Source organism: Priestia sp. SIMBA_032 (assembly GCF_046535215.1).
GTDB lineage: Bacteria > Bacillota > Bacilli > Bacillales > Bacillaceae_H > Priestia > Priestia aryabhattai.
This window is the reverse complement of sequence record NZ_JAWRXD010000023.1, coordinates 25096-48713: the sequence shown is the minus strand read 5'-3', so window position 1 is coordinate 48713 and position 23618 is coordinate 25096. Positions and strand designations below refer to the sequence as shown.

Here is a 23618-nt window from a genome sequence, read left to right as displayed (position 1 = left end):
TTAAAAGTAGGTTTAAAAGCTTATAATTTATTATATTTTAAGATAGTAGTAGTAATAGGGGCTGTGGAAATGTGGATAACCCCTTAAAACGTGAGAACACAGCCTATCCACATGTGGACAGACTGTGTACAATCCTAACTCACTTATACACAAAATACAAGTAAAAAAAGCCTATATTTTTAGTGATTCACTTATTTCTTTAATTTGTTTTTGCAGGTCAGTATCTGTTTGAACAAGTTTTGAGATTTTTTCATGGGCATGAATGACAGTAGTATGGTCTCGCCCGCCAAACTCTTCTCCAATTTTAGGTAGCGAAAAATCCGTTAGTTCGCGAGAAAGGTACATGGCAATTTGTCTAGGAAACGCTACTGACTTTGTACGTTTCTTCGCTTTGAAATCATCTAATTTTATATTGAATTCTTGTCCAACAATCTGTTGGATGTCTTGAATCGTAATAACCCTAGGTTTTGAACTAGGAATGATATCTTTTAATGCTTCTGCTGCTAAATCAGCGTTTATATCTTTATTAATTAGTGAAGAATAAGCTACTACACGAATAAGTGCTCCTTCTAATTCTCTAATATTTGAATCAATTTGATTGGCAATATAAAGCATAACTTCATTTGGAATAACTAAGCCGTCCGCTTTTGCTTTTTTACGCAAAATAGCAATTCGTGTTTCCAAATCTGGTGGTGTGATGTCTGTAATAAGGCCCCATTCAAAGCGAGAGCGAAGTCGATCTTCAAGTGTAGGAATTTCTTTCGGCGGTCGATCACTTGAGATGACAATCTGCTTGCTTTCTTCGTGAAGCGTATTAAACGTATGGAAAAATTCTTCTTGTGTCTGCTCTTTACCGGCTAAGAATTGAATATCATCAATCAGTAAAACATCTACATTGCGGTATTTGTTGCGGAATTCTACTGCTTTATTGTCACGAATAGAGTTAATAAACTCATTTGTGAATTTTTCAGATGATAAGTACACGACTTTAGCGGCAGGATTATGATCTAACACATAGTGGCCTATTGCGTGCATTAAGTGTGTTTTACCTAATCCTACTCCCCCGTAAATAAAAAGCGGATTATACGCTTTAGCCGGCGCCTCTGCTACCGCTAAAGAAGCTGCATGCGCAAACCGATTTCCAGATCCGATTACAAATGTATCAAAGGTATACTTCGAATTTAGCATACTTTGAGGGAATTCTGCTCCTTCGTCTTTATTGACTTTCTTTTTAGGAGTTTGAATATCGAATTCTTCTTCGGCCTGGTTAGGAGGAATAATAAATTTCACATCTAACTCTTCCCCCGTAAGATCGTAAAGTGTTTCAGCAATTAAATTAGAATACCTAGATTCTAACCAGTCCCGTGCAAAATCATTAGGCGCAGTAATAATGAGCGTGTCTCCTTGTAAAGCATGAGCTTTTGTCGATTTGAGCCAGGTTTCAAAACTGGGTTTGCTTAATTTTTTTTCAATTTGATCTAAAGCTCTGTTCCATAAATCATGAATGTTTTCCAACGAGCAACCCCTCCTTTTTCTAGTTTTTGTGCGCTTTGTACAACACTTGTACAACTTGTACAAACCCTTATGCATAAAAAAATTATATTTATACAATTGCTATTATGTGGGTAAATATATATTATAGAAGAAAGTCGACTATTCGACAGATTCCACATGGTGTGGATAACTTTATACAGTGATAGTGGAAATGATGTCCACAAGTTGTCCACAGTTTGTGGATAAAAACCAACTGTGGAAAAGTAATTAAGAGTGAAAACAAAAATATAATATCAAAGAATCCGGCATGATGCAATGAATTTTCGAAACTTATCCACAATCACTACACCTTGTGGAGAAAAGTTTTCCACAACACAAGATAGTGTGCATGAGTTGTCGATAAGAAATGGAAAAGTAGAAAAATGTCGAAAAAACTTATCCACAAAGGTTTAAGAGAAGAATTTGAATAAAAAAGAGGCTTTTTATAACATTTATTGTTGTAGTTTTGTTTAGTAACGATGCGATCGGAGCTCGTAGAGAAAGAGAAAGAGATGAAAAGGAAAATTTTTTTCTTTAATAAATCAATGAATTTTATTGATTAGGTATAGACAATTGGGTTATAAAGATATTAGAATGAAGAAGATTGAGTAAAACAGATAATGAAACCAAGAGATTGAAAATTTTATTTTTTAAATAACATTGACATCTTCTTAGTCTTTTCATTATAATTGCAAGGACTGTCTTTTTCAGTTATTCCTCGAGGAGGTGTTTATAGATGAAAAGAACTTACCAACCAAACAAACGTAAGCACAGTAAAGTACACGGTTTCCGCGCTCGTATGAGCTCAGCGAATGGACGTAAAGTTTTAGCTCGTCGTCGTCGTAAAGGAAGAAAAGTATTATCAGCATAATAGACCACTGACGCCAGTGGTCTTTTTTCGCTTTATAAGGCTAAAATCACCTCTGTTCCTGTAGGGACTACATAAGAGCATGACCTGAAAAAGGGCAGGAGTTGTTAAAAATGAAAAAAAGATATCGTATAAAAAAGAATGATGAATTTCAAACAGTTTTTAAGAAGGGCAAGTCCGTAGCGAATCGCCAATTTGTCTTGTATGTTCTAGACAAACCGGATCAAGAACATTTCCGCGTAGGATTCTCTGTGGGCAAAAAGATTGGAAATGCCGTGACTCGTAATCGAGTTAAGCGCCTTGCTAAACAAATTATGTTTGAATTCACACCGTATTTAAAGCAAGACAAAGATTATATTGTAATTGCAAGGCAGCCTGCTGCAACAATGAGCTATGAAGAAATTAAAAGCAGTTTGCAGCATGTCTTTAAGCGTGGCAAATTACTTACACATAGACAAAACGATTAATAAACAATAGAAGAAAAGCCTTTAATAGCTGTTGTTTTTCTACCGCATCCTTATATAATGGATTTTGACGCACTTTCAGAATTGAAAGGTGAACATGTAGAAGGAGGAAAAACAGGTGAAGAAGAAGTTGTTTTTAGGGATAACGCTTATCTTTTTATTAACTGTTTTAGCGGGTTGTACGGAAATGAACCAACCTATTACAGATGATAGTAAAGGTTTTTGGAATGAGTATGTTGTGTATCCGCTATCATTAGTCATTACGTATCTAGCGGAGTTATTTAAAAGCTATGGAGTTGCGATCATTGTTGTCACAATCCTGATTCGCTTACTTATTCTACCGCTTATGATTAAACAGATGAGAAACACGAAAGCGATGCAGATGCTTCAGCCCGAAATGCAGAAGTTAAAGGAGAAGTACAGTTCAAAAGATGCCCAGACGCAGCAGCAATTGCAGAAAGAAACGATGGCATTATTCCAAACTTACGGAGTAAATCCTTTAGCTGGTTGCTTCCCAATTCTAATTCAAATGCCCATTCTTATTGGGATTTTCCACGCGATTACACGAACGTCGGAAATCGCAAACAACAGCTTTTTATGGTTTGATTTAGGTGCGCGTGATCCGCTATTTATCTTACCAATTGTCGCAGGAATCACAACGTTTATTCAGCAAAAGATGATGATGGCCGGAAATGCAAATCAAAATCCTCAAATGGCTATGATGCTTTGGATTATGCCGATCATGATTGTGGTTTTTGCAATCAATTTTCCAGCTGCCTTATCTCTTTATTGGGTAGTGGGAAACCTATTTATGATTATTCAAACCTACTTCATTAAAGGGCCAGACTTAAAACAAGCGAATATTGAAGGGGTTAAAAAATGAACGAAATCACAATTACGGCCCAGACGATTGAAGCTGCTGTTCAAGAAGCATTAGATGCTTTAGAAGTAGAGCGAAATCAAACAAATGTAGAAATAATTGAACCAGGCAAAAAAGGATTTTTAGGAATCTTTAAGGGAAAACCCGCAGTTGTAAAAGTTACAAAAATAGTTGACCCTGTAGAGGAAGCGGTTCATTTTATTACAAATGTTAGCCGTGAAATGGGGATTTCGATTCATACGAACGTCAAAAAAACCTCGAGAAACTGCATAATTGAGATTAGTAGCGATTCAGCGGGAATGTTGATTGGAAAACATGGACAAACCCTCAATGCGCTCCAGCTTCTCACACAATTGGTAGCTAATCGATACAGTCAGCAATTTTTAAATGTTGTATTAAATCCAGAAGGCTACCGAGAAAAACGAAAAGAAATGGTTGAAAAATTGGCATTAAAAATAGCTAATCAGGCGATCAAAACGAATCGATCTGTTCAACTAGAACCAATGCCTTCCCATGAAAGAAAAATGATTCACCAAGCGTTAGCTAAAAATTCTTTAGTTGAGACACAATCCGTTGGCAAAGAACCCAAAAGAAGTATTTTGGTTCAGCCAGTTGCCAAAAAGCACTAGCAAAATAAGCTAGTGCTTTTTTATGTGCTTATTTTTATCGATCCAGCGTTCAAAAAATCAGGATGCATACGTTGTTATTCACATGTGGATAAGTTAAAATAGTACATACTGCCTGTTTTTCTTGCTGTGCATAACAGAAGAACGTTAGAGATGTTCCAAATCGGTGAATTGTGGTATTCTATTTATTTGGTTCATACAAATCATGGGCCTTAAAATAGATGTTTTTGTTCGTGTAAAATTGTTAACGATGATAGTATATAACATCGTTTAAAATAAAAGGTTTATAAAATGAAATGAGGTGAAGTTGGTGTTAGATTTTGATACAATTGCGGCCATTTCTACACCAATGGGAGAAGGAGCTATTGCCATCGTCCGCCTGAGTGGTGAAGAAGCAATTACGATTGCAGATCGTATCTTTAAAAGCGTTTCGAATAAACGATTAACAGACGTAGCTTCTCATACCATTCACTACGGTCATATCGTAGATCCCAAAACAGAGCAAGTCGTTGAAGAAGTGATGCTTTCCATTATGAAAGGTCCCAAGACATTTACTAGAGAAGACATTATTGAAATTAACTGTCACGGAGGAATTGTATCCGTTAATCGTGTGCTGCAGTTAGTTATTGCAAATGGTGCCCGTTTAGCTGAGCCGGGTGAGTTTACAAAACGAGCATTTTTAAATGGTCGCGTAGACTTATCACAAGCAGAAGCTGTCATGGATTTAATTCGTGCCAAAACAGATAAAGCGATGAATATGGCGATTGGCCAAATGGAAGGGCGTTTGTCCAAGCTAGTACGTCATTTACGGCAGGAAATTCTCGAAACACTTGCCCACGTAGAAGTAAACATTGACTACCCAGAATATGACGATGTAGAGGAAATGACTCACCAAGTATTGATCGAAAAAGCTTCAAATGTACGCCAAGAAATTGATAAGCTTCTTCAAACCTCTCATCAAGGGAAAATTTTAAGAGAAGGATTGGCTACTGTTATTATTGGACGTCCTAATGTAGGGAAATCTTCTCTTCTAAATAGTTTAGTGCAAGATGCAAAGGCCATTGTCACAGATATTCCTGGAACGACGCGAGATGTAATCGAAGAGTACGTCAATGTGCGAGGAGTTCCTCTACGATTAGTTGATACAGCTGGAATTCGTGAAACAGAAGACATTGTAGAACGAATTGGTGTGGAACGCTCTCGTCAGTATTTGAAAGAAGCAGATTTAATTTTGCTTGTGTTGAATTTTAATGAAGAACTAACGGACGAAGATAAAAAGCTATTTGAAGCTGTAAAAGGCATGGACGTTATCGTGATTGTGAATAAAACAGATCTTGAGCAAAAAATTAATCTAGAGGAAGTGCAGCAATTTGCTGGTGATCATCCAGTAGTGACGACTTCGCTTCTTCAAGAACAAGGAGTAGATCAGCTTGAAGAAGCAATCGCAGCTCTTTTCTTTGGAGGAACAATTGAATCTCAAGATTTAACATATTTATCTAATACGAGACATATTGCGCTTTTAACGCAAGCAAGAGGAGCTATCGATGAGGCCATCACAGGCATTGAAAGTGGTGTTCCAATCGATATTGTCCAAATTGATTTAACAAGAACGTGGGAACTATTAGGTGAAATTATTGGTGATGCTGTTCACGAAAGCTTAATTGATCAGTTGTTCTCTCAATTCTGCTTAGGAAAATAGATTATTAAAGGAGGCTACTATTATGCAATATGAAGGTGGACAATATGATGTTATTGTCATTGGAGCAGGTCATGCAGGTTGTGAAGCGGCCCTTGCTTCTGCGCGTATGGGTGCTAAAACGTTAACGTTGACCATTAACTTAGACATGGTGGCGTTTATGCCCTGCAACCCTTCTGTAGGCGGTCCTGCAAAAGGTATTGTCGTACGTGAAATTGATGCTCTTGGCGGAGAAATGGGTAGAAATATCGATAAAACTCATATTCAAATGAGAATGTTAAACACAGGAAAAGGTCCAGCCGTTCGAGCACTTAGAGCTCAAGCAGATAAATTTGCTTATCAGCATGAAATGAAAAAAACGTTAGAAAATGAAGAAAATCTAACGCTTATGCAAGGTATGGTAGAACAGTTAATCGTAGAAGACGGTGTATGTACGGGCGTTGTCACTCAAACGGGAGCTGTGTATAAAGCTAAAACAGTTGTTATTACGACAGGGACATTCTTACGCGGGGAAATTATTTTAGGTGAATTAAAATATTCAAGCGGTCCTAATAATCAACAACCAGCTATTAAGCTTTCTGAACACTTAGAGGAGTTAGGACTGGATATGGTCCGTTTTAAAACAGGAACTCCACCTCGTGTTAATAGCTCAACTATTGATTACAGCAAAACGGAGATTCAGCCTGGGGATGATGTACCTCGTGCTTTCTCATACGAAACAACACAGTACATTACAGATCAACTGCCTTGCTGGTTAACATATACAAGTGAACAAACGCATCAAATTATTGACGACAACCTCCACTTATCTCCTATGTATTCTGGGATGATTAAAGGTACTGGACCGCGCTACTGTCCATCTATTGAAGATAAGGTTGTGCGCTTTAATGATAAACCGCGTCACCAAATTTTCTTAGAGCCAGAAGGACGAAATACGCAAGAAGTATATGTTCAAGGACTATCAACAAGCCTTCCTGAGCACGTACAGCGTCAAATGCTTGCGACAATTCCTGGTCTTGAAAAAGTCCAAATGATGCGTGCGGGCTATGCTATTGAATATGATGCAATTGTTCCGACTCAGTTATGGCCAACGCTTGAAACGAAGAAAATTAAAAATCTTTATACGGCTGGACAAATTAACGGAACATCTGGTTATGAGGAAGCTGCAGGCCAAGGTCTTCTTGCTGGAATTAACGCGGGAAGAAGAGCGCTGGAACAAGAAGAAGTCATCTTAGGACGTTCTGATGCTTACATCGGTGTATTGGTGGATGATTTAGTAACAAAAGGAACAAATGAACCGTATCGTCTGCTAACATCTCGTGCAGAATATCGTTTATTACTTCGTCACGATAACGCTGATTTACGTCTTACTGAAATTGGTCGTGAACTAGGATTAATCAGCGATGAGCGCTATGCTAAATTTGAACAAAAGAAAGCGGAAATCGAGCAAGAGAAAAAACGTCTTTTCTCCTTTATTATTAAGCCGAATGAAGCTGTTCAACAACTGATTAAAGAAGCTGGCGGCAGCGAATTAAAAGATGGCATTCGTGCGACAGATTTACTTCGCCGCCCTGAAATGACGTATACTCATATTCATCAATTAGCACCAGCTGATGAGACGGTAGATCCTGAAGTAGCTGAACAAGTAGAAATTCAGGTGAAATATGAAGGATATATTCAGAAATCACTTCAACAAGTTGAACGCTTGAAGAAGTTAGAAAACAAAAAGATTCCTGATTATATCGATTATGATGCAATTAACGGTCTAGCTACAGAAGCACGTCAAAAATTAAACCAAGTGCGTCCACTAACGGTAGCGCAAGCTTCACGTATTTCTGGAGTCAACCCAGCTGATATTTCAATCTTGCTTGTTTACATTGAACAAGGGCGCATCGCTAAAGTATCAAATGATTAAAACTCTTAGGCGCGAAGAAAGGGAAACTCAATGAATATTCAACAGTTTCAACAGCTATTAGAAGAAAAGGGAATTTCTCTTTCGTCTAAACAGCTGAATCAATTTGAAAAGTATTATCAAGTTTTAGTAGAATGGAACGAAAAAATGAATTTAACTGCTATCACTGATCACGGTGAAGTGTATGAAAAGCATTTTTACGATTCTATTTCAGCTGCTTTTTTTCAAGACTTTACAGAAATTGAATCCATGTGTGATGTAGGTGCAGGAGCAGGTTTTCCAAGTATTCCGATCAAAATTTGCTTCCCGCATTTGCATGTAACAATCGTTGATTCGTTACAAAAGCGTATTACGTTTTTAACGCATCTTGTAAATGAGCTTGGACTAGATAATGTCACACTATGTCATGATCGAGCTGAAACATTTGGTAAAAAAGAAACGATTCGCGAGTCATTCGATCTTGTAACAGCAAGAGCTGTGGCACGTATCTCGGTTCTTAATGAATTTTGCTTACCGCTTGTTAAAGAACAAGGACGCTTTTTAGCAATGAAAGGTGCTTCTGCCCCCGAGGAATTAAAAAATGGGGAAAAATCATTTCAAGTATTAGGTGGAAAAGTGAAGTCGATTGAACATTTCCAATTGCCTTTGGAGCAAAGTGAACGTTACATTATTTTAATAGATAAAATAAAGAAAACGCCTAAAAAATATCCTAGAAAACCTGGTACCCCAGTTAAGCTTCCATTAGAGTAGGCGGTAAATATATAGAGAAGAAAATGTTTCATATGAAACATTTTCTTCTCTATATTTTCTGTTTAGAAAGCAGGATATGATTAAAAAACATCGAATTAGTTTAAGGCGGGATTTTCCTGAAGGTGGTGTGGGACTATGAAATCTGCTTTTTCACGTTTTTTTAATTTAAAAGAAAAAGATGAGGATATTCATGTAGAGATTGAAACTGTCCAAGATGAAAATGTCGAAAAAGTTTTAAGAGATGAAGTAAAACAAATTAAAGTTTCAAGTATTATTCCAAATCGTTATCAGCCGCGTACGGTGTTTAATGAAGCAAAAATTGAAGAGCTAGCTCTTACTATTCATACACACGGTATTATTCAACCTATTGTGGTTCGACCGACTGAGGGCGAAGAATACGAATTAATTGCTGGAGAACGCCGGTGGAGAGCTGTACAAAGCTTAGGTTGGGATACGGTTCCTGCAATTGTGAAACATTTTAACGATACAGAAACGGCCTCTGTGGCTTTAATAGAAAACTTACAACGTGAAGAGCTAACGGCTGTCGAAGAAGCACTAGCCTACGCAAAGTTAATTGAGTTACATAATCTTACCCAAGAGGCATTAGCTCAACGTTTAGGAAAAGGCCAATCCACAATTGCAAACAAACTTCGTTTGTTAAAGCTTCCTGTTGAAATACAAGAAGCAATCAAACAAAAATTGATTACAGAGCGACATGCAAGAGCGCTCATTCCCCTCAAAAATCAAGAAAAACAACTTCAAGTATTAGCTGAGATTATTGAAAAACAATTAAATGTAAAACAAACGGAAGATCGAGTAGTTAAATTGTTAGAAACGCAGGTTAAAAAGCCAAAAGCAAAAAGAAAAGCGTTTAGTAAAGATACGCGTATCGCAATGAATACAATTCGTCAATCGTTGACAATGGTTAGTGACAGCGGTATTTCATTAAACACGGAGGAAGAAGAGTTTGATGAATATTTTCAGTTTACTATTAAGATTCCGAAAAAATAAAGAAATAGCCCTCATCTTTTTTTGATGAGGCTTTTTTATCAAAGTTTTTCGTCAGAAAATTCAATGAACAATTAAACTGTCTGGACAAATGGGATGGAAATGAAAGTAGGTGACAACATGGGGAAAATTGTGGCAGTTGCGAATCAAAAAGGCGGAGTTGGAAAAACAACAACCGCTGTTAATTTAGGAGCTTGTTTAGCTGAACAAGGAAAAAAGGTTCTACTTGTAGACGGAGATCCCCAGGGTAACGCTACGAGTGGAGTTGGCATAGATAAAGCAGATGTAGATGAATGTATCTATAATGTAATCGTGGAAGATATGGAAGCCAAAAACGTTGTTCGTTCAACGGCCGTCGAAAATTTATCAATTATTCCCGCGACCATTCAATTAGCTGGTGCAGAAATTGAATTAGTGTCGACTATTTCACGTGAAGTTCGACTTAAGAGAGCTTTGGAAACGGTGAAAGATCACTTTGATTATGTTATTATTGATTGTCCCCCTTCTCTTGGTTTACTGACATTAAATGCGTTAACGGCAGCTGATTCTGTTTTAATACCTGTACAGTGTGAATATTATGCGCTGGAAGGGTTAAGTCAATTGCTAAATACCGTTAGATTAGTCCAAAAACATTTGAATAATCAACTGCGTATCGAAGGTGTATTGCTGACTATGCTTGACGCACGAACAAACTTAGGACTGCAGGTAACAGCAGAAGTGAAGAAGTATTTTCAGGATCGCGTTTATCAAACGATTATTCCTCGAAATGTTCGTTTAAGCGAAGCACCTAGTCATGGTGAACCAATTATCTTATATGATGCAAGATCTAGAGGGGCCGCAGTTTATACGGAACTTGCAAAGGAAGTGATTTATAATGGCGAAAGGATTAGGGAAAGGAATTAATGCCTTATTTTCAGGCTTAGATGCACAGGCTGATGATTCAATTCAGGAAGTTGCTATTCACGAACTCAGACCCAACCCCTATCAACCACGTAAAACGTTTAATAAAGAAGCAATTAATGAGTTAAAGCAATCCATTTTACATCACGGCATCTTACAGCCTATTGTAGCTCGCAAAAGCATTAAAGGCTATGAAATCTTAGCGGGTGAAAGACGATTTAGAGCTGCTAAAGAAGCCGACCTTGCTACTGTTCCTGTCATTATAAAAGACTTTTCAGAAAAGCAAATGATGGAACTAGCTTTGTTAGAGAATTTACAGCGTGAAGATTTGACGCCAATTGAAGAAGCAACCGCTTATCAATTGCTTATGGATAAGCTCGATATGACACAGGAGCAACTTGCTACACGACTAGGAAAAAGCCGACCTCATATTGCTAACTATGTTCGTCTCTTGCAACTGCCTGAGGAAATTCAAACCCTCATTTCTACTAATGAATTGTCTATGGGCCATGGGCGTACGCTAGTCGGTTTGAAAAATAAAGCGCTTCTGCCTAAAGTTGTTGAAAAAATACGCAAGGAACAATTAAATGTCAGACAGTTAGAGGCTTATATTGCCCACTTAAATAAAGCCGTTCCACGTGAAACATCAAAAACTAAAAAAGATAAAGATTTATTTATAAAACAAAGTGAAACACAGCTTCGTGAACGTTTTGGTACCTCCGTTCACATTACACAAAGTAAGAAAAAAGGAAAAATTGAAATCGAATTTTTCTCTAAAGAAGATTTAAACCGTCTTCTTGAATTATTTAACGATCTTTCTCAGACTAACAAATCTTCTGTATAAAAAAGGTTGTCCTAGTTTTAGGACAACCTTTTTTATTGTTTATATTGTCTTACCGTTTGGTAAACCGAAGAATTATTAAACTCTTTTTTTCGTTCGTTGTGCGCAGTCTCAATACTTTTCGCAATTAAATCGGCAATGCACATAACGAGGTGAAGCCTCGTATTTTGCAAGACGAAAAACTCCATAAATCCGCTCACGTTGACAACCCCTGTTATATGAATATCTCCGACTGGCGGCAATTCTTTATTAACACCTGCTCCAGGCTTGACGGGGCCTATTCCAAGTGATGCAGATCCTACACTTTTCATACGGCCTAAGCAAGCATCAATTCCAATAATAAAAGGATTCGGGAAAAGCTTTTGAATATGCTTTAACGTTTCTTTCAAATTAACCGCATGAACAGGCTCTTCTAACGTTCCGAAAATATGAAAAGATGAAACCTTTTTTTCATTTAGTTTTGTTCCGACTAATGGACCCAGTGAGTCCCCAGTTGAACGGTCCGTTCCAATACATACAAAAACAATTGGTCTGTCTTTCTGTGCTGGAAGTAAAGATAGTAACTGTGTACTCAGCTTCTTTGTAGCAGATTCTTCATCATGAAATACGCGGGTTGAATGTTGTGTCTTCTCAAAGAAGGGAGATTTTAAATTCATAGGGTCCACTCCTTATACATAATAGTAACAGTATACGAAGATTTTGAAGATTCTATACATATATTTCGTGGATTGGGGGAAAATCGATGTGGAGAGCCGGGTGTAAATGGATATTCTTAATTATGGGAACGATGATAGGTGCTGGATATGCTTCTGGAAGAGAACTATGGCAGTTTTTTGGTGAAGAAAGCGGACTTGCTATTTTTCTATTTTCTATTATTTTTGCGATTTCTTGCAATGTGATTATGCAAATCAGCTATCGCTACCAAACCAATCAATTTTACCCAGTACTAATTGAATTAATAGGAAAGAAATGGGCTGCAGCCTATGATGTTTTAATCGTTTTTTATTTGTTTACGACAACAGTAATTATGATTGCGGGCGGTGGAGCGACATTGGAAATGTGGCATGTTCCTTACTGGTGGGGAATTGGCGCTCTTAGTGCGTTTATCGTCTTTGTTTTTTCGAGAGGATTAAATGGGCTTCTTTCTATCAATTCTTTCGTTATGCCAATCTTAATGATTGGACTAGCTGGCGTACTTCTTACATTTGTTTTACGTCATCCTGGGGTAACTGATTGGCATCTTCAGCATAATTGGCCTGCTGCTTTTACCTTTACGGCTTTAAATATTCTCCCTCTTGTCGCGGTATTATCTACAATTGGAAAGGAAATTAAAAGTAAAAAAGAGATTTATATTGCAAGTGTTGGCAGTGGTTTTTTATTAGGAGGGCTCTCCTTTATTTATAATGAATCGCTTATTCAAGTTTCAGGCCTTCTTTCTTCTTATGAAATTCCATTATTCGCTATTCTTAAAGACTTTCCTTATACGATGCTGTTTTTAATGAGCATTGTTTTGCTCATTGCAATTTATACAACAGCCGTATCGGGAATCTTAGGACTGACCGCTCGTTTTCATACGAAAAGGGTGCAATCTCTTTGGAAACTGGCAGCCTGCTGGCTACTTTTAATGATTCCTTTTACAAAGTTAGGTTTTTCTACTTTGATTGCCGTTTTATATCCAATGTATGGAATCGTCAATTTATTTTTAGTAACAGCCGTTCTATTGTATCCATTTCGAAATCGCTACAAAAGTTCGTAGAAAATTGCTACAATAGATTAAAACTTTCTCGTATGCAGATTATGTTACGATAGGAGCTACATGTAGTATGAATTCGTTGAAGTCAGTTTTTAAGAACGTGTTTGAGCCATTTTTTCAAGAAGAAACGTGGGCACATATTGGAGAGGGATTTATAAAAATTCTGTTGATTCTGCTTATTTCCATGTTTTTAATTCGGGTTGGAAAGAAAGCGTTAAATAAATTTGTAGAGGTTCGCACAAACAGCCCTCTGCGTATTTCTGAGCGACGAGAAGCTACGATGGTCCGTTTGCTTCAGAATATTTTTTCTTATGCTATTTATTTCGTTGCGGGAGTTATGATTTTAGAAACATTATCGGTAGATGTCCGTGGATTGCTAGCGGGTGCTGGAATCGTAGGGCTCGCGGTAGGGTTTGGTGCTCAAAACTTAGTGAAAGACATCATCACGGGGTTTTTTATTATCTTTGAAGATCAGTTCTCCGTTGGCGATTATGTTCGAGTAGGCACATTTGAGGGGACTGTGGAAGAAATTGGGTTACGCACAACGAAGATTAAGAGTTGGACAGGCGAAATTAATATTTTGCCCAATGGCAGTATTGTGGAGGTCACTAATTTTTCTTTACATAACAGCGTAGCTTTCGTTGATGTAAGCATTTCTTATGAAGAAAACATACAAAAAGCAGAACAAGTAATTTTAGACCTGTTAGAAGAATTGCCAAATCGCTATGAAGATATGGTTAAAACGCCTGAATTGCTGGGTGTTCAAAATATCCATGCAACTGAAGTCACAATGAGGATTACAAGCGAAGTAAAACCAATGAGACATTTCCATATTTCTCGTATGATTCGTAAAGAAGTGCGTACAAGGCTAAATGAACATGGCATTGAAGTTCCATTTCCTCGTATGGTTATGTATAATCGTACAGAAGAAGCACAGCATTCGTCGACGTTGAAAGGGACATAAGGAGGAGAGAACTGATGACGGAAAAAGAATTTGGTTTAAATGACGTTGTGGAAATGAAAAAACCTCATCCTTGCGGTACAAATGAATGGAAAATCATTCGAATGGGAATGGATATCCGTATTAAGTGTGAAGGCTGCGGCCATAGCGTAATGATTCCAAGACGTGATTTTGCACGTAAAATGAAAAAAATTCTTGTAAAGCATGAGGAATAACCTCATGCATTTTCTATGTTTATGCCTTATACTGTAAGGTGGGACAAAATGAAGCACCCTAACGCCATGCGGCTAAAGGTTCTTTATCAAACTTGTATTTCAAAAGTTGACTCACTATAATTGTGACAGGTTAACTTGTTTCGGATATATAAAGAGGAGTGAATAAATATATGGCTTTAACAGCTGGAATTGTTGGTCTTCCTAACGTTGGAAAATCAACATTATTTAATGCAATTACACAAGCGGGCGCAGAATCTGCGAACTACCCTTTCTGTACGATTGATCCTAACGTAGGTATTGTAGAAGTACCTGATCATCGTCTTCAAAAACTTACAGAGCTTGTAAAACCTAAAAAAACAATTCCAACAGCATTTGAGTTCACAGATATCGCTGGAATCGTAAAGGGTGCTAGCAAAGGTGAAGGACTGGGAAATAAATTCTTATCTCATATTCGAGAAGTAGATGCAATTTGTCACGTTGTGCGTTGTTTTGAAGATGAAAATATCACGCACGTTTCAGGAAAAGTAGATCCTATTTCCGATATTGAAACAATTAATTTAGAGTTGATTTTAGCAGATTTAGAAACGGTAGAGAAGCGTATTGGCCGTGTTCAAAAAATGGCTAAACAAAAAGATAAAGAAGCAATGTATGAATACGAAATTCTAGAGAAACTAAAGAATGCATTTGAAAGTGATCAGCCAGCTCGTGCTGTATCATTTACAGAAGAGCAAATGAAATTAGTAAAACAATTTCATTTGCTAACGATCAAACCTATTCTTTATGTAGCAAACGTTTCTGAAGATGAAGTAGCCGATGCATCTGCTAACGAATATGTAGCAAAAGTGCGCGAGTATGCGGCAAGTGAAGGTGCAGAAGTGATTGTTGTTTGCGCACGCATTGAATCTGAAATCGCTGAGCTTGAAGGAGAAGAAAAAGCAATGTTCCTTGAAGAACTAGGCATTGAACAGTCGGGTCTAGATCAGCTTGTACGTGCAGCGTATGATTTACTTGGATTAGCTACGTACTTTACAGCTGGTGAGCAAGAAGTACGCGCATGGACGTTTACACAAGGTATGAAAGCTCCTGAGTGTGCAGGTATTATTCATACAGATTTTGAACGTGGATTTATTCGTGCAGAAACGGTGTCATACGAGGATTTATTAGCTGCCAAAACAATGGGAGCAGCTCGTGAAGCTGGAAAAGTACGTTTAGAAGGAAAAGAATACATCGTAAAAGACGGAGACGTTATGCATTTCCGCTTTAACGTATAAGATTAAAAGCCGAAAGAAGATACCTTCTTTCGGCTTTTGTCGTTGGCGAAAATATTAGCATATATTTACGAAACAGCCCGCAATGCGTATTGCTTTGCCTATGGTAGTGTGCTATAATTTTAATTCGTGAGTAATATTTTATTGCTCCTTGCCCGTTTCGGGCCGTTAGACCAAAAGGAGGTGACAGTGATGAGAAAGTATGAAGTAATGTACATCATCCGTCCAAGCATTGATGACGAAGCAAAGAAAGCATTAGTTGAGCGCTTTAACGGCGTATTAACTGATAATGGTGCTGAAATCGCAAATGTTAAAGAATGGGGTAAACGTCGTTTAGCATACGAAATCAATGATTTCCGTGACGGTTACTACATGATTCTTGACGTGGCGGCTACTTCAGAAGCAGTTTCTGAATTTGATCGTCTTGCGAAAATCAACGAAGACATTATCCGTCATATCGTTGTTAAACAAGAAGCATAATTAAACGTTTAAATAAATTGGGTTTTATTTCCTTAAGGAGTGGTTCTGATGATGAATCGCGTAATTCTCGTAGGACGCTTAACCAAAGATCCTGAATTACGTTATACCCCGAGTGGAGCAGCGGTTGCAACATTCACTTTAGCGGTAAACCGCACATTTACAAATCAGCAAGGTGAACGTGAAGCTGACTTCATCAACTGTGTTGTATGGCGTCGTCAGGCTGAAAATGCAGCCAATTTCCTTAAAAAAGGAAGTTTAGCTGGTGTTGATGGTCGACTACAATCTCGCAGTTACGAAGGACAAGACGGTCGTCGCGTATACGTAACGGAAGTTGTAGCGGAAAGTGTGCAATTTTTAGAGCCGAAAAGTGGCGGTGGGGATACGCAACGCAGTAACTTTGCTAACACTGGAGGATCTGGACAAGGCTCTCCATTTGGAGATAATCAGAACCGTAACTCAGGTAATCAAGGTTATACTCGCGTTGATGATGATCCATTTGCAAATAATGGCGAGGCAATTGACATTTCAGATGACGATTTACCGTTCTAATTCGCAGTAGGTTATCCGGAGTATAAAATTTTATAGAAACTTTTAAGCGGAAGGAGGCGTATCAAAATGGCAGGTGGACGTAAAGGTGGACGCAACAGACGTCGTAAAGTTTGTTTCTTCACAGCAAACGGCATCACTCACATCGATTACAAAGATGTAGATATGCTTAAAAAATTCGTTTCAGAGCGTGGTAAAATTTTACCTCGTCGTGTAACTGGAACAAGCGCTAAATACCAACGTAAATTAACGATCGCTATCAAACGCGCTCGTCAAATGGCATTATTACCATATGTTTCTGGTGAATAATGAACGGTACAAAAAGAGGCAGTAAGGATTCCCTTACTGCCTCTTTTTACATTACATAGGTGCTCTTTTGTCAAATAGTTGCTTCTTATGAACTGAATCGATAAAATAAATAATAGTCTATATCAACGAGGTGAAGTTGTGAAAGGAATTCGATATATTACAGAAGGAGCAGCTCTTTTAGCGCTGTTTGTTGCGCTGATGTTAGCGTCCCTCTATGTACCTCTTTTGGGAGTGGTTTTGGCTTTCGTATTAGGTGTACCCTTTATCGTTTTTACTATGAGACATGGATTCGGAAAATCTGTCCTCTTTTTTATCGTAGCGGTCTTATTGACTGTTTTGTTTGGAACGTTAAAAGCATTACCTATTACCTTTATATTTGGAATAGGGGGAACAATGATAGGTGTGCTTTATGCTAAAAAGCAGTCAAGGTATATTACTTTATTAGGAGGTACCATTGCCTTCGCATTTGGATTTTTATTATGGTTTGTCTTAACAATCTCGTTATTACATATAAATCTATCGGCTGATCAATGGGCTACTACAGTGAATGAGTCTATCGATCGAAGTATAAAGTTATCGGAAAGCTTAGGTCAGAGTGTAAGTCAGCAGCAAATTGAAAAAACAAAAGACTCTATTTCCATGTTAAAATATATAATTCCAACATTTTTAGTAGTCGTAGGTGCAGTATTTTCACTAATTACTCAGGCTATAGCTGCACCTATATTAAAGCGGTTAGGTCATGAAGTGGAAAAATTCCCTCCTATTCGTACATTAAAATTACCTAAAAGTATTCTTTGGTATTATTTAATCGCATTGATACTGACTTTTCCGATGTTTAATTTTGAACAAGGATCTTTCATGTATATTGTAATTTTAAATATGCTTGCACTGTTGCAAATGCTAGTCGTGTTACAAGGGATCTCTTTTATTTTCTATTTCTCACATCAAAAAGGGTATGCGAAAGCAATTCCAATTGTTGTAACAATTTTAGCATTAATTATTCCAATTATCCTTCAAATTGTGCGCATCTTAGGTATAATTGATTTAGGATTTAATTTAAGAAAACAATTAGACACAAAAAAGTAGATGTTGTGGAACTTAAAAAAGTAGGAGCTGAAATGGATGCCTGTCTTTACAAAAAAGAATGTCATTCGCTATCCATTTTACTCATTGTATAGTATAGCCCTGATTTTAGTAGGTATCGTGACCTATCATAATTGGATCATAGGAATGATAGGCTTTATATTACTATTAGCCTGTCTTTTTCTATACATGAGAATGGAGCGAATGCTGTCCGATGAGTTTGAAACCTATATTTCAATGCTGTCTCATCGGCTGAAAAAAGTAGGCGAAGAGGCATTAATGGAAATGCCGATTGGGATTATGCTGTTTAATGATGAATATCAAATTGAATGGACCAATCCTTTTCTAGCATCTTGTCTCGGTGAAGACACACTAGTGGGAAGATCATTATACGATGTAGCAGAGAGTATTATTCCACTGATCAAACAAGAAGTGGAAACAGAAGTTGTCACGTTGCATGATCGGAAATTCAAAGTGGTGATTAAACGAGACGAGCGCTTACTGTACTTCTTTGATATTACAGAGCAAATAGAAATCGAAAAGTTGTATGAAGAAGAACGAACAAGTTTAGGCATTATCTTTTTAGATAATTATGATGAACTAACACAAGGAATGGATGATCAAGTTAAAAGTAACTTGAATAGCCAAGTAACTTCTATGTTAAATAGCTGGGCTCAAGAATACGGTATTTTTATTAAACGTACGTCTTCTGAGAAATTTATTGCGATTATGAATGAACAAATCTTAATTCATCTAGAGCGAAGTAAATTTTCTATCTTAGACCAAGTTCGAGAAGAGACGTCTAAACAAAATATACCGCTTACATTAAGCATTGGTATCGGAGCTGGTGCTGCTGATTTACCTGAGCTGGGTGCTTTAGCTCAATCTAGCTTGGATTTAGCCTTAGGTCGAGGCGGAGATCAAGTAGCCATTAAACAGCCGAATGGAAAAGTGAAATTCTTTGGGGGCAAGACAAACCCAATGGAAAAACGGACGCGCGTGCGTGCAAGAGTTATTTCTCACGCGCTAAAAGAGCTCATTACAGAGAGTGGAAAAGTGATTATCATGGGTCATAAATATCCGGATATGGATGCTGTAGGAGCTGCTATTGGGATATTAAAAGTAGCGCAAGTAAACCAGAAAGACGGTTTTATCGTATTAGATCCTGATCATATCGATACAGGTGTTCAGCGAATGCTAGAAGAGATTAAAAAGAAAGAAGGCCTGTGGGAGCGATTTATTACGCCTGAAGAAGCCTTGAATCTTGTGAGTGATGATACTCTTTTAGTAGTAGTAGATACGCATAAGCCATCGCTCGTTATTGAAGAAAGGTTATTAAATCGTATTGAAAATGTCGTGGTCATTGATCATCATAGACGAGGAGAAGACTTTATCGAAGATCCTCTTCTTGTCTATATGGAGCCATATGCTTCCTCCACAGCTGAACTCGTTACTGAGCTTCTTGAATACCAGCCAAAACGATTTAAAATTGATATGCTAGAAGCAACGGCACTTTTAGCCGGTATTATTGTCGATACAAAAAGCTTTACATTACGGACGGGATCTCGTACGTTTGATGCAGCGTCCTTTTTACGTTCTCAAGGCGCAGATACGGTTCTTGTTCAAAAGTTTTTAAAAGAAGATATCACGCAATATGTACAGCGAGCACGCTTTATTGAACATGCAGAGATTTATACAGCAGGTATTGCCATTTCACGAGCTGAACCAAACAAAATGTATGATCAAGTGTTAATTGCGCAGGCTGCAGATACGCTGCTTTCAATCAGCGGAGTGGTTGCTTCATTTGTTATTTCTAAGCGGCGGGATAATCTAATTGGTATTAGTGCTAGATCGCTTGGAGATATCAATGTACAAGTTATTATGGAAAGTCTCCAAGGCGGAGGCCACTTAACAAATGCTGCTACTCAGCTCCAAGACATTAGTTTGGATGAAGCTGAAGAACGGCTTAAACAAGCAATTGATGAGTACTTAGATGGAGGTAGAAGATCATGAAAGTAATTTTCTTAAAAGATGTAAAAGGAAAAGGCAAAAAAGGTGAAGTGAAAAATGTTTCAGACGGTTATGCACATAACTTCTTATTAAAAAATGGTTATGCTGTTGAAGCTACAGGCGGTAATGTGAAAGTATTAGAAGCACAAAAAAATAGAGAGCAAAAAGATGCAGCTGCAGAACTTCAAGCAAACAAAGAGTTAAAAGCAACTCTTGAAGAACTAACAGTTGAATTAACAGCAAAATCTGGTGAAGGTGGCCGTTTATTTGGTTCTATCACAAGCAAACAAATTGCTGAAGAATTAAAGAAAAAACACAAAATTAAAGTAGATAAGCGTAAAATTGAATTAAATGATGCCATTCGCGCATTAGGCTACACAAATGTACCGGTTAAATTACATCCAGAAGTAACGGCTACTGTAAAGGTACACGTGACTGAACAAAAATAAACGTACGACTGAAAAATAGGTAAATAATATAAAGGGTTGGCGCGGACTTGTATTTGTTCGCGCCAACATTTATGATGAAAGAAAATACGAAAGAATATAAGAGGGGCATAGAAATATGAGTGATCTTTTTGCTGATCGTCTTCCGCCTCAGAATATTGAAGCAGAGCAAGCGCTATTAGGGGCCATTTTCTTAGAGCCTTCTTCTTTAACCTTAGCATCTGAACTGCTGATACCTGAAGATTTTTACCGGGCATCGCACCAGAAAATCTTTACATGTATGCTGAAACTTTCTGACCAAGGTGAACCGGTTGATTTGGTAACGGTAACGTCTGAATTAGCTGACCAAAAAATCTTAGAAGAAGTTGGCGGCGTATCGTATTTAAGTGATTTAGCTAACTCTGTTCCAACGGCTGCAAACGTAGAGTATTACGGTAAAATCGTAGAAGAAAAGTCGATTTTACGCCGTCTAATTCGTACTGCAACGCATATTGCTTCAGAAGGATATGCAAGGGAAGACGAAGTAGAAGTTTTATTAAATGAAGCGGAAAAAAACATTTTAGAAGTAGCACAGCGTAAAAACAGCGGTGTGTTTCAAAATATCAAAGATGTACTTGTACAAACGTACGATGATATCGAAGTTCTTCACAATCGAAAAGGTGACATTACAGGTATCCCAACCGGGTTTAGTGATTTAGATAGAATGACAGCAGGGTTCCAGCGAAATGATTTAATCATTGTAGCGGCCCGTCCATCGGTAGGTAAAACGGCTTTTGCCTTAAATATTGCGCAAAACGTTGCAACGAAAACGGATGAGAACGTAGCAATCTTCAGTTTAGAGATGGGGGCTCAGCAGCTTGTTATGAGGATGCTGTGTGCCGAAGGAAATATTGATGCACAAAGGCTGCGTACAGGCTCGCTTACAGCCGATGACTGGGGAAAGCTCACGATGGCAATGGGATCTTTGTCCAATGCAGGGATTTATATTGATGATACACCGGGTATTCGAGTAGGTGAAATTCGTTCTAAGTGTCGTCGCTTGAAGCAAGAAGGCGGGCTTGGGATGATTTTAATTGACTACTTACAGCTCATTCAAGGAAATGGACGAAGCGGAGAAAACAGACAGCAGGAAGTATCTGAAATTTCGCGTGCGTTAAAAGCTTTAGCCCGTGAATTAGAAGTTCCTGTTATCGCCTTATCACAGCTTTCTCGTGGAGTAGAGCAGAGACAAGATAAGCGACCGATGATGTCTGATATCCGTGAATCCGGAAGTATTGAGCAGGATGCCGATATCGTAGCTTTCTTATATCGTGAAGACTATTATGAAAAAGATACAGAAAATCAAAATATTATCGAGATTATTATAGCCAAGCAGCGTAACGGTCCAGTTGGAACCGTACAGCTTGCCTTCGTAAAAGAGTACAATAAATTCGTTAATCTCGAGCGGCGCTTTGATGACGCAGGAGTGCCGCCTGGTGCATAAAACCTCTCAATATGAGAGGTTTTATTTTATTGTTATCGCATTCGTTCTGCAAAATACGATATATTTGTAATAACTTTTGTTAAATCGTTCGGATTTAATTGACTTTAGCGTGATAAATTGATACACTTATCCATGGTTAAATTATGTCGTAGTGAGCTGTTGCTTACTAAGCGGAGGTGCTTAAGATATGTCTTCAGTCGTTGTAGTAGGAACACAATGGGGAGATGAAGGAAAAGGGAAGATTACAGACTTCCTATCAGAAAATGCAGAAGTGATTGCACGTTACCAAGGTGGGAACAATGCAGGTCACACAATTAAGTTTAATGGTGAAACTTATAAGTTACATTTAATTCCTTCAGGTATTTTTTATAATGACAAAACATGTGTAATTGGAAACGGTATGGTTGTCGATCCAAAAGCGCTTGTTCAAGAATTAAAATACTTACATGATCGCGGTGTAACAACAGAAAACTTACGTATTAGTAACCGAGCTCATGTGATTCTTCCATATCATTTAAAATTAGATGAAGTTGAAGAAGAACGTAAAGGTGAAAATAAGATTGGTACAACGAAAAAAGGTATTGGACCAGCTTATATGGATAAAGCAGCACGTGTTGGTATTCGAATTGCCGATTTACTAGACCGTGAAGTATTTGAAGCAAAATTAACACAAAACTTAGCTGAAAAGAATCGCCTTCTTGAAAAAATGTATGAAGTAGAAGGCTTTACATTAGAAGAAATTTTAGATGAGTACTATGAGTATGGTCAACAAGTTGCAAAATATGTTGTTGATACATCAGTAGTATTAAATGATGCGTTAGACGAAGGTCGTCGTGTACTATTTGAAGGCGCTCAAGGTGTTATGTTAGATATCGATCAAGGAACATATCCATTTGTTACATCTTCAAACCCAGTAGCGGGTGGAGTAACAATTGGTTCTGGTGTAGGTCCATCTAAAATCAAACACGTTGTAGGCGTATCAAAAGCGTATACAACTCGTGTTGGTGACGGTCCTTTCCCAACGGAATTAACAAACGAAATCGGTGATCAAATTCGTGAAGTAGGACGTGAATATGGTACAACAACTGGTCGTCCTCGCCGTGTAGGTTGGTTCGACAGTGTAGTTGTACGTCATGCTCGTCGCGTTAGCGGAATCACAGATTTATCTTTAAACTCAATTGATGTATTAACGGGAATTGAGACATTAAAGATTTGTGTAGCTTACCGTTACAAAGGGGAAGTTATGGAAGAATTCCCTGCTAGCTTAAAAACACTTGCAGAATGCGAACCTGTATATGAAGAGCTTCCAGGTTGGACAGAAGATATTACGGGTGTGAAAACATTAGATGAGTTACCTGACAACGCTCGCCACTACTTAGAGCGCGTGTCTCAATTAACAGGTATTCCTTTATCTATTTTCTCTGTAGGTCCAGATCGTACACAAACAAATGTATTACGTGGTGTATATAGCTAAATAAAAAAGGTTAGCTCCTCGTGAGCTAACCTTTTTTATTGATAATTGGTGCTTTGTTAACAAGGTTTTAAAAAAAAAGCTCAATAATCAAAAGAAAGTTTTAAAAAAACTA

General features: G+C 37.8%; 24 protein-coding genes. 22 read left to right on the top strand and 2 right to left on the bottom strand.

Going from position 1 to position 23618, the window contains the following annotated elements; translation table 11 throughout:
- Positions 1-171 precede the first annotated feature (171 nt).
- On the bottom strand, positions 172-1515 hold the full coding sequence (gene dnaA / locus SB717_RS29250) for a chromosomal replication initiator protein DnaA (protein WP_028411911.1): 1344 nt from the start codon (positions 1513-1515) through the stop codon (positions 172-174).
- A 754-nt stretch (positions 1516-2269) separates the two neighbouring features.
- Here dnaA and rpmH point away from each other — a divergent pair.
- From rpmH to SB717_RS29200, 10 genes are all read left to right on the top strand, one after another.
- Entirely contained in the window at positions 2270-2404 is a 135-nt protein-coding gene (gene rpmH, locus SB717_RS29245) for a 50S ribosomal protein L34 (protein WP_013059930.1), read from the top strand.
- A 110-nt stretch (positions 2405-2514) separates the two neighbouring features.
- Positions 2515-2868 (top strand): ribonuclease P protein component, encoded by a 354-nt coding sequence (gene rnpA / locus SB717_RS29240; RefSeq protein WP_013059929.1) that lies wholly within the window; start codon positions 2515-2517, stop codon positions 2866-2868.
- A 115-nt stretch (positions 2869-2983) separates the two neighbouring features.
- A complete protein-coding gene (spoIIIJ, locus tag SB717_RS29235; protein WP_074681905.1) occupies positions 2984-3748 on the top strand; it encodes a YidC family membrane integrase SpoIIIJ in 765 nt (254 codons plus the stop codon).
- Positions 3745-4374, top strand: coding sequence for an RNA-binding cell elongation regulator Jag/EloR (jag, locus tag SB717_RS29230; RefSeq protein WP_074681904.1), 630 nt, complete (start codon positions 3745-3747; stop codon positions 4372-4374). Before spoIIIJ ends, jag begins: the two co-directional genes overlap by 4 nt.
- Before the next feature lie 307 nt (positions 4375-4681).
- On the top strand, positions 4682-6070 hold the full coding sequence (gene mnmE / locus SB717_RS29225; protein WP_029319516.1) for a tRNA uridine-5-carboxymethylaminomethyl(34) synthesis GTPase MnmE: 1389 nt from the start codon (positions 4682-4684) through the stop codon (positions 6068-6070).
- Positions 6071-6092: 22 nt separating this feature from the next.
- Complete coding sequence (mnmG, locus tag SB717_RS29220; protein WP_013059925.1) at positions 6093-7982, top strand: tRNA uridine-5-carboxymethylaminomethyl(34) synthesis enzyme MnmG; 1890 nt, start codon at positions 6093-6095, stop codon at positions 7980-7982.
- Between the two features lie 30 nt (positions 7983-8012).
- Positions 8013-8729 carry a 16S rRNA (guanine(527)-N(7))-methyltransferase RsmG gene (gene rsmG, locus SB717_RS29215; RefSeq protein ID WP_074681902.1) on the top strand — a complete coding sequence of 239 codons (717 nt, stop codon included), beginning with the start codon at positions 8013-8015 and terminating at the stop codon, positions 8727-8729.
- 135 nt (positions 8730-8864) lie between these two features.
- Positions 8865-9740 carry a nucleoid occlusion protein gene (gene noc, locus SB717_RS29210; protein ID WP_071270107.1) on the top strand — a complete coding sequence of 292 codons (876 nt, stop codon included), beginning with the start codon at positions 8865-8867 and terminating at the stop codon, positions 9738-9740.
- 117 nt (positions 9741-9857) lie between these two features.
- The gene (locus SB717_RS29205; protein ID WP_028409764.1) at positions 9858-10640 is read left to right on the top strand and encodes a ParA family protein; all 783 of its coding nucleotides are present in this window, start codon (positions 9858-9860) and stop codon (positions 10638-10640) included.
- Complete coding sequence (locus tag SB717_RS29200; RefSeq protein ID WP_013059921.1) at positions 10612-11481, top strand: ParB/RepB/Spo0J family partition protein; 870 nt, start codon at positions 10612-10614, stop codon at positions 11479-11481. Before SB717_RS29205 ends, SB717_RS29200 begins: the two co-directional genes overlap by 29 nt.
- Positions 11482-11513: 32 nt before the next feature.
- Here SB717_RS29200 and yyaC read toward each other — a convergent pair whose 3' ends face one another.
- Positions 11514-12134, bottom strand: a complete 621-nt coding sequence (gene yyaC, locus SB717_RS29195; RefSeq protein ID WP_410906079.1) for a spore protease YyaC — start codon at positions 12132-12134, stop codon at positions 11514-11516.
- A gap of 86 nt (positions 12135-12220) precedes the next feature.
- On the opposite strand from yyaC, the gene SB717_RS29190 reads away from it, so the two are divergent.
- From SB717_RS29190 to SB717_RS29135, 12 genes are all read left to right on the top strand, one after another.
- Entirely contained in the window at positions 12221-13234 is a 1014-nt protein-coding gene (locus SB717_RS29190) for a YkvI family membrane protein (protein ID WP_410906077.1), read from the top strand.
- 67 nt (positions 13235-13301) lie between these two features.
- Positions 13302-14195, top strand: a complete 894-nt coding sequence (locus tag SB717_RS29185) for a mechanosensitive ion channel family protein (protein ID WP_074681899.1) — start codon at positions 13302-13304, stop codon at positions 14193-14195.
- A gap of 14 nt (positions 14196-14209) precedes the next feature.
- Positions 14210-14407: a DUF951 domain-containing protein gene (locus SB717_RS29180; protein ID WP_013059917.1), complete on the top strand. Its 198-nt coding sequence runs from the start codon at positions 14210-14212 to the stop codon at positions 14405-14407.
- A 170-nt stretch (positions 14408-14577) separates the two neighbouring features.
- Positions 14578-15678: a redox-regulated ATPase YchF gene (gene ychF, locus SB717_RS29175; RefSeq protein ID WP_013059916.1), complete on the top strand. Its 1101-nt coding sequence runs from the start codon at positions 14578-14580 to the stop codon at positions 15676-15678.
- A gap of 189 nt (positions 15679-15867) precedes the next feature.
- The gene (gene rpsF / locus SB717_RS29170) at positions 15868-16155 is read left to right on the top strand and encodes a 30S ribosomal protein S6 (RefSeq protein ID WP_013059915.1); all 288 of its coding nucleotides are present in this window, start codon (positions 15868-15870) and stop codon (positions 16153-16155) included.
- A gap of 48 nt (positions 16156-16203) precedes the next feature.
- The gene (gene ssb / locus SB717_RS29165) at positions 16204-16704 is read left to right on the top strand and encodes a single-stranded DNA-binding protein (RefSeq protein WP_074681898.1); all 501 of its coding nucleotides are present in this window, start codon (positions 16204-16206) and stop codon (positions 16702-16704) included.
- A 66-nt stretch (positions 16705-16770) separates the two neighbouring features.
- On the top strand, positions 16771-17010 hold the full coding sequence (rpsR, locus tag SB717_RS29160; RefSeq protein WP_013059913.1) for a 30S ribosomal protein S18: 240 nt from the start codon (positions 16771-16773) through the stop codon (positions 17008-17010).
- 138 nt (positions 17011-17148) lie between these two features.
- Positions 17149-18096, top strand: a complete 948-nt coding sequence (locus tag SB717_RS29155; protein ID WP_410906074.1) for a YybS family protein — start codon at positions 17149-17151, stop codon at positions 18094-18096.
- A 36-nt stretch (positions 18097-18132) separates the two neighbouring features.
- Positions 18133-20106: a DHH family phosphoesterase gene (locus SB717_RS29150; protein ID WP_013085556.1), complete on the top strand. Its 1974-nt coding sequence runs from the start codon at positions 18133-18135 to the stop codon at positions 20104-20106.
- Entirely contained in the window at positions 20103-20552 is a 450-nt protein-coding gene (rplI, locus tag SB717_RS29145; protein ID WP_013059910.1) for a 50S ribosomal protein L9, read from the top strand. Before SB717_RS29150 ends, rplI begins: the two co-directional genes overlap by 4 nt.
- Positions 20553-20667: 115 nt before the next feature.
- Positions 20668-22032, top strand: coding sequence for a replicative DNA helicase (gene dnaB / locus SB717_RS29140; protein WP_013059909.1), 1365 nt, complete (start codon positions 20668-20670; stop codon positions 22030-22032).
- Between the two features lie 187 nt (positions 22033-22219).
- Positions 22220-23506 (top strand): adenylosuccinate synthase, encoded by a 1287-nt coding sequence (locus SB717_RS29135; RefSeq protein ID WP_013085553.1) that lies wholly within the window; start codon positions 22220-22222, stop codon positions 23504-23506.
- The last annotated feature ends 112 nt before the right edge of the window (positions 23507-23618 follow it).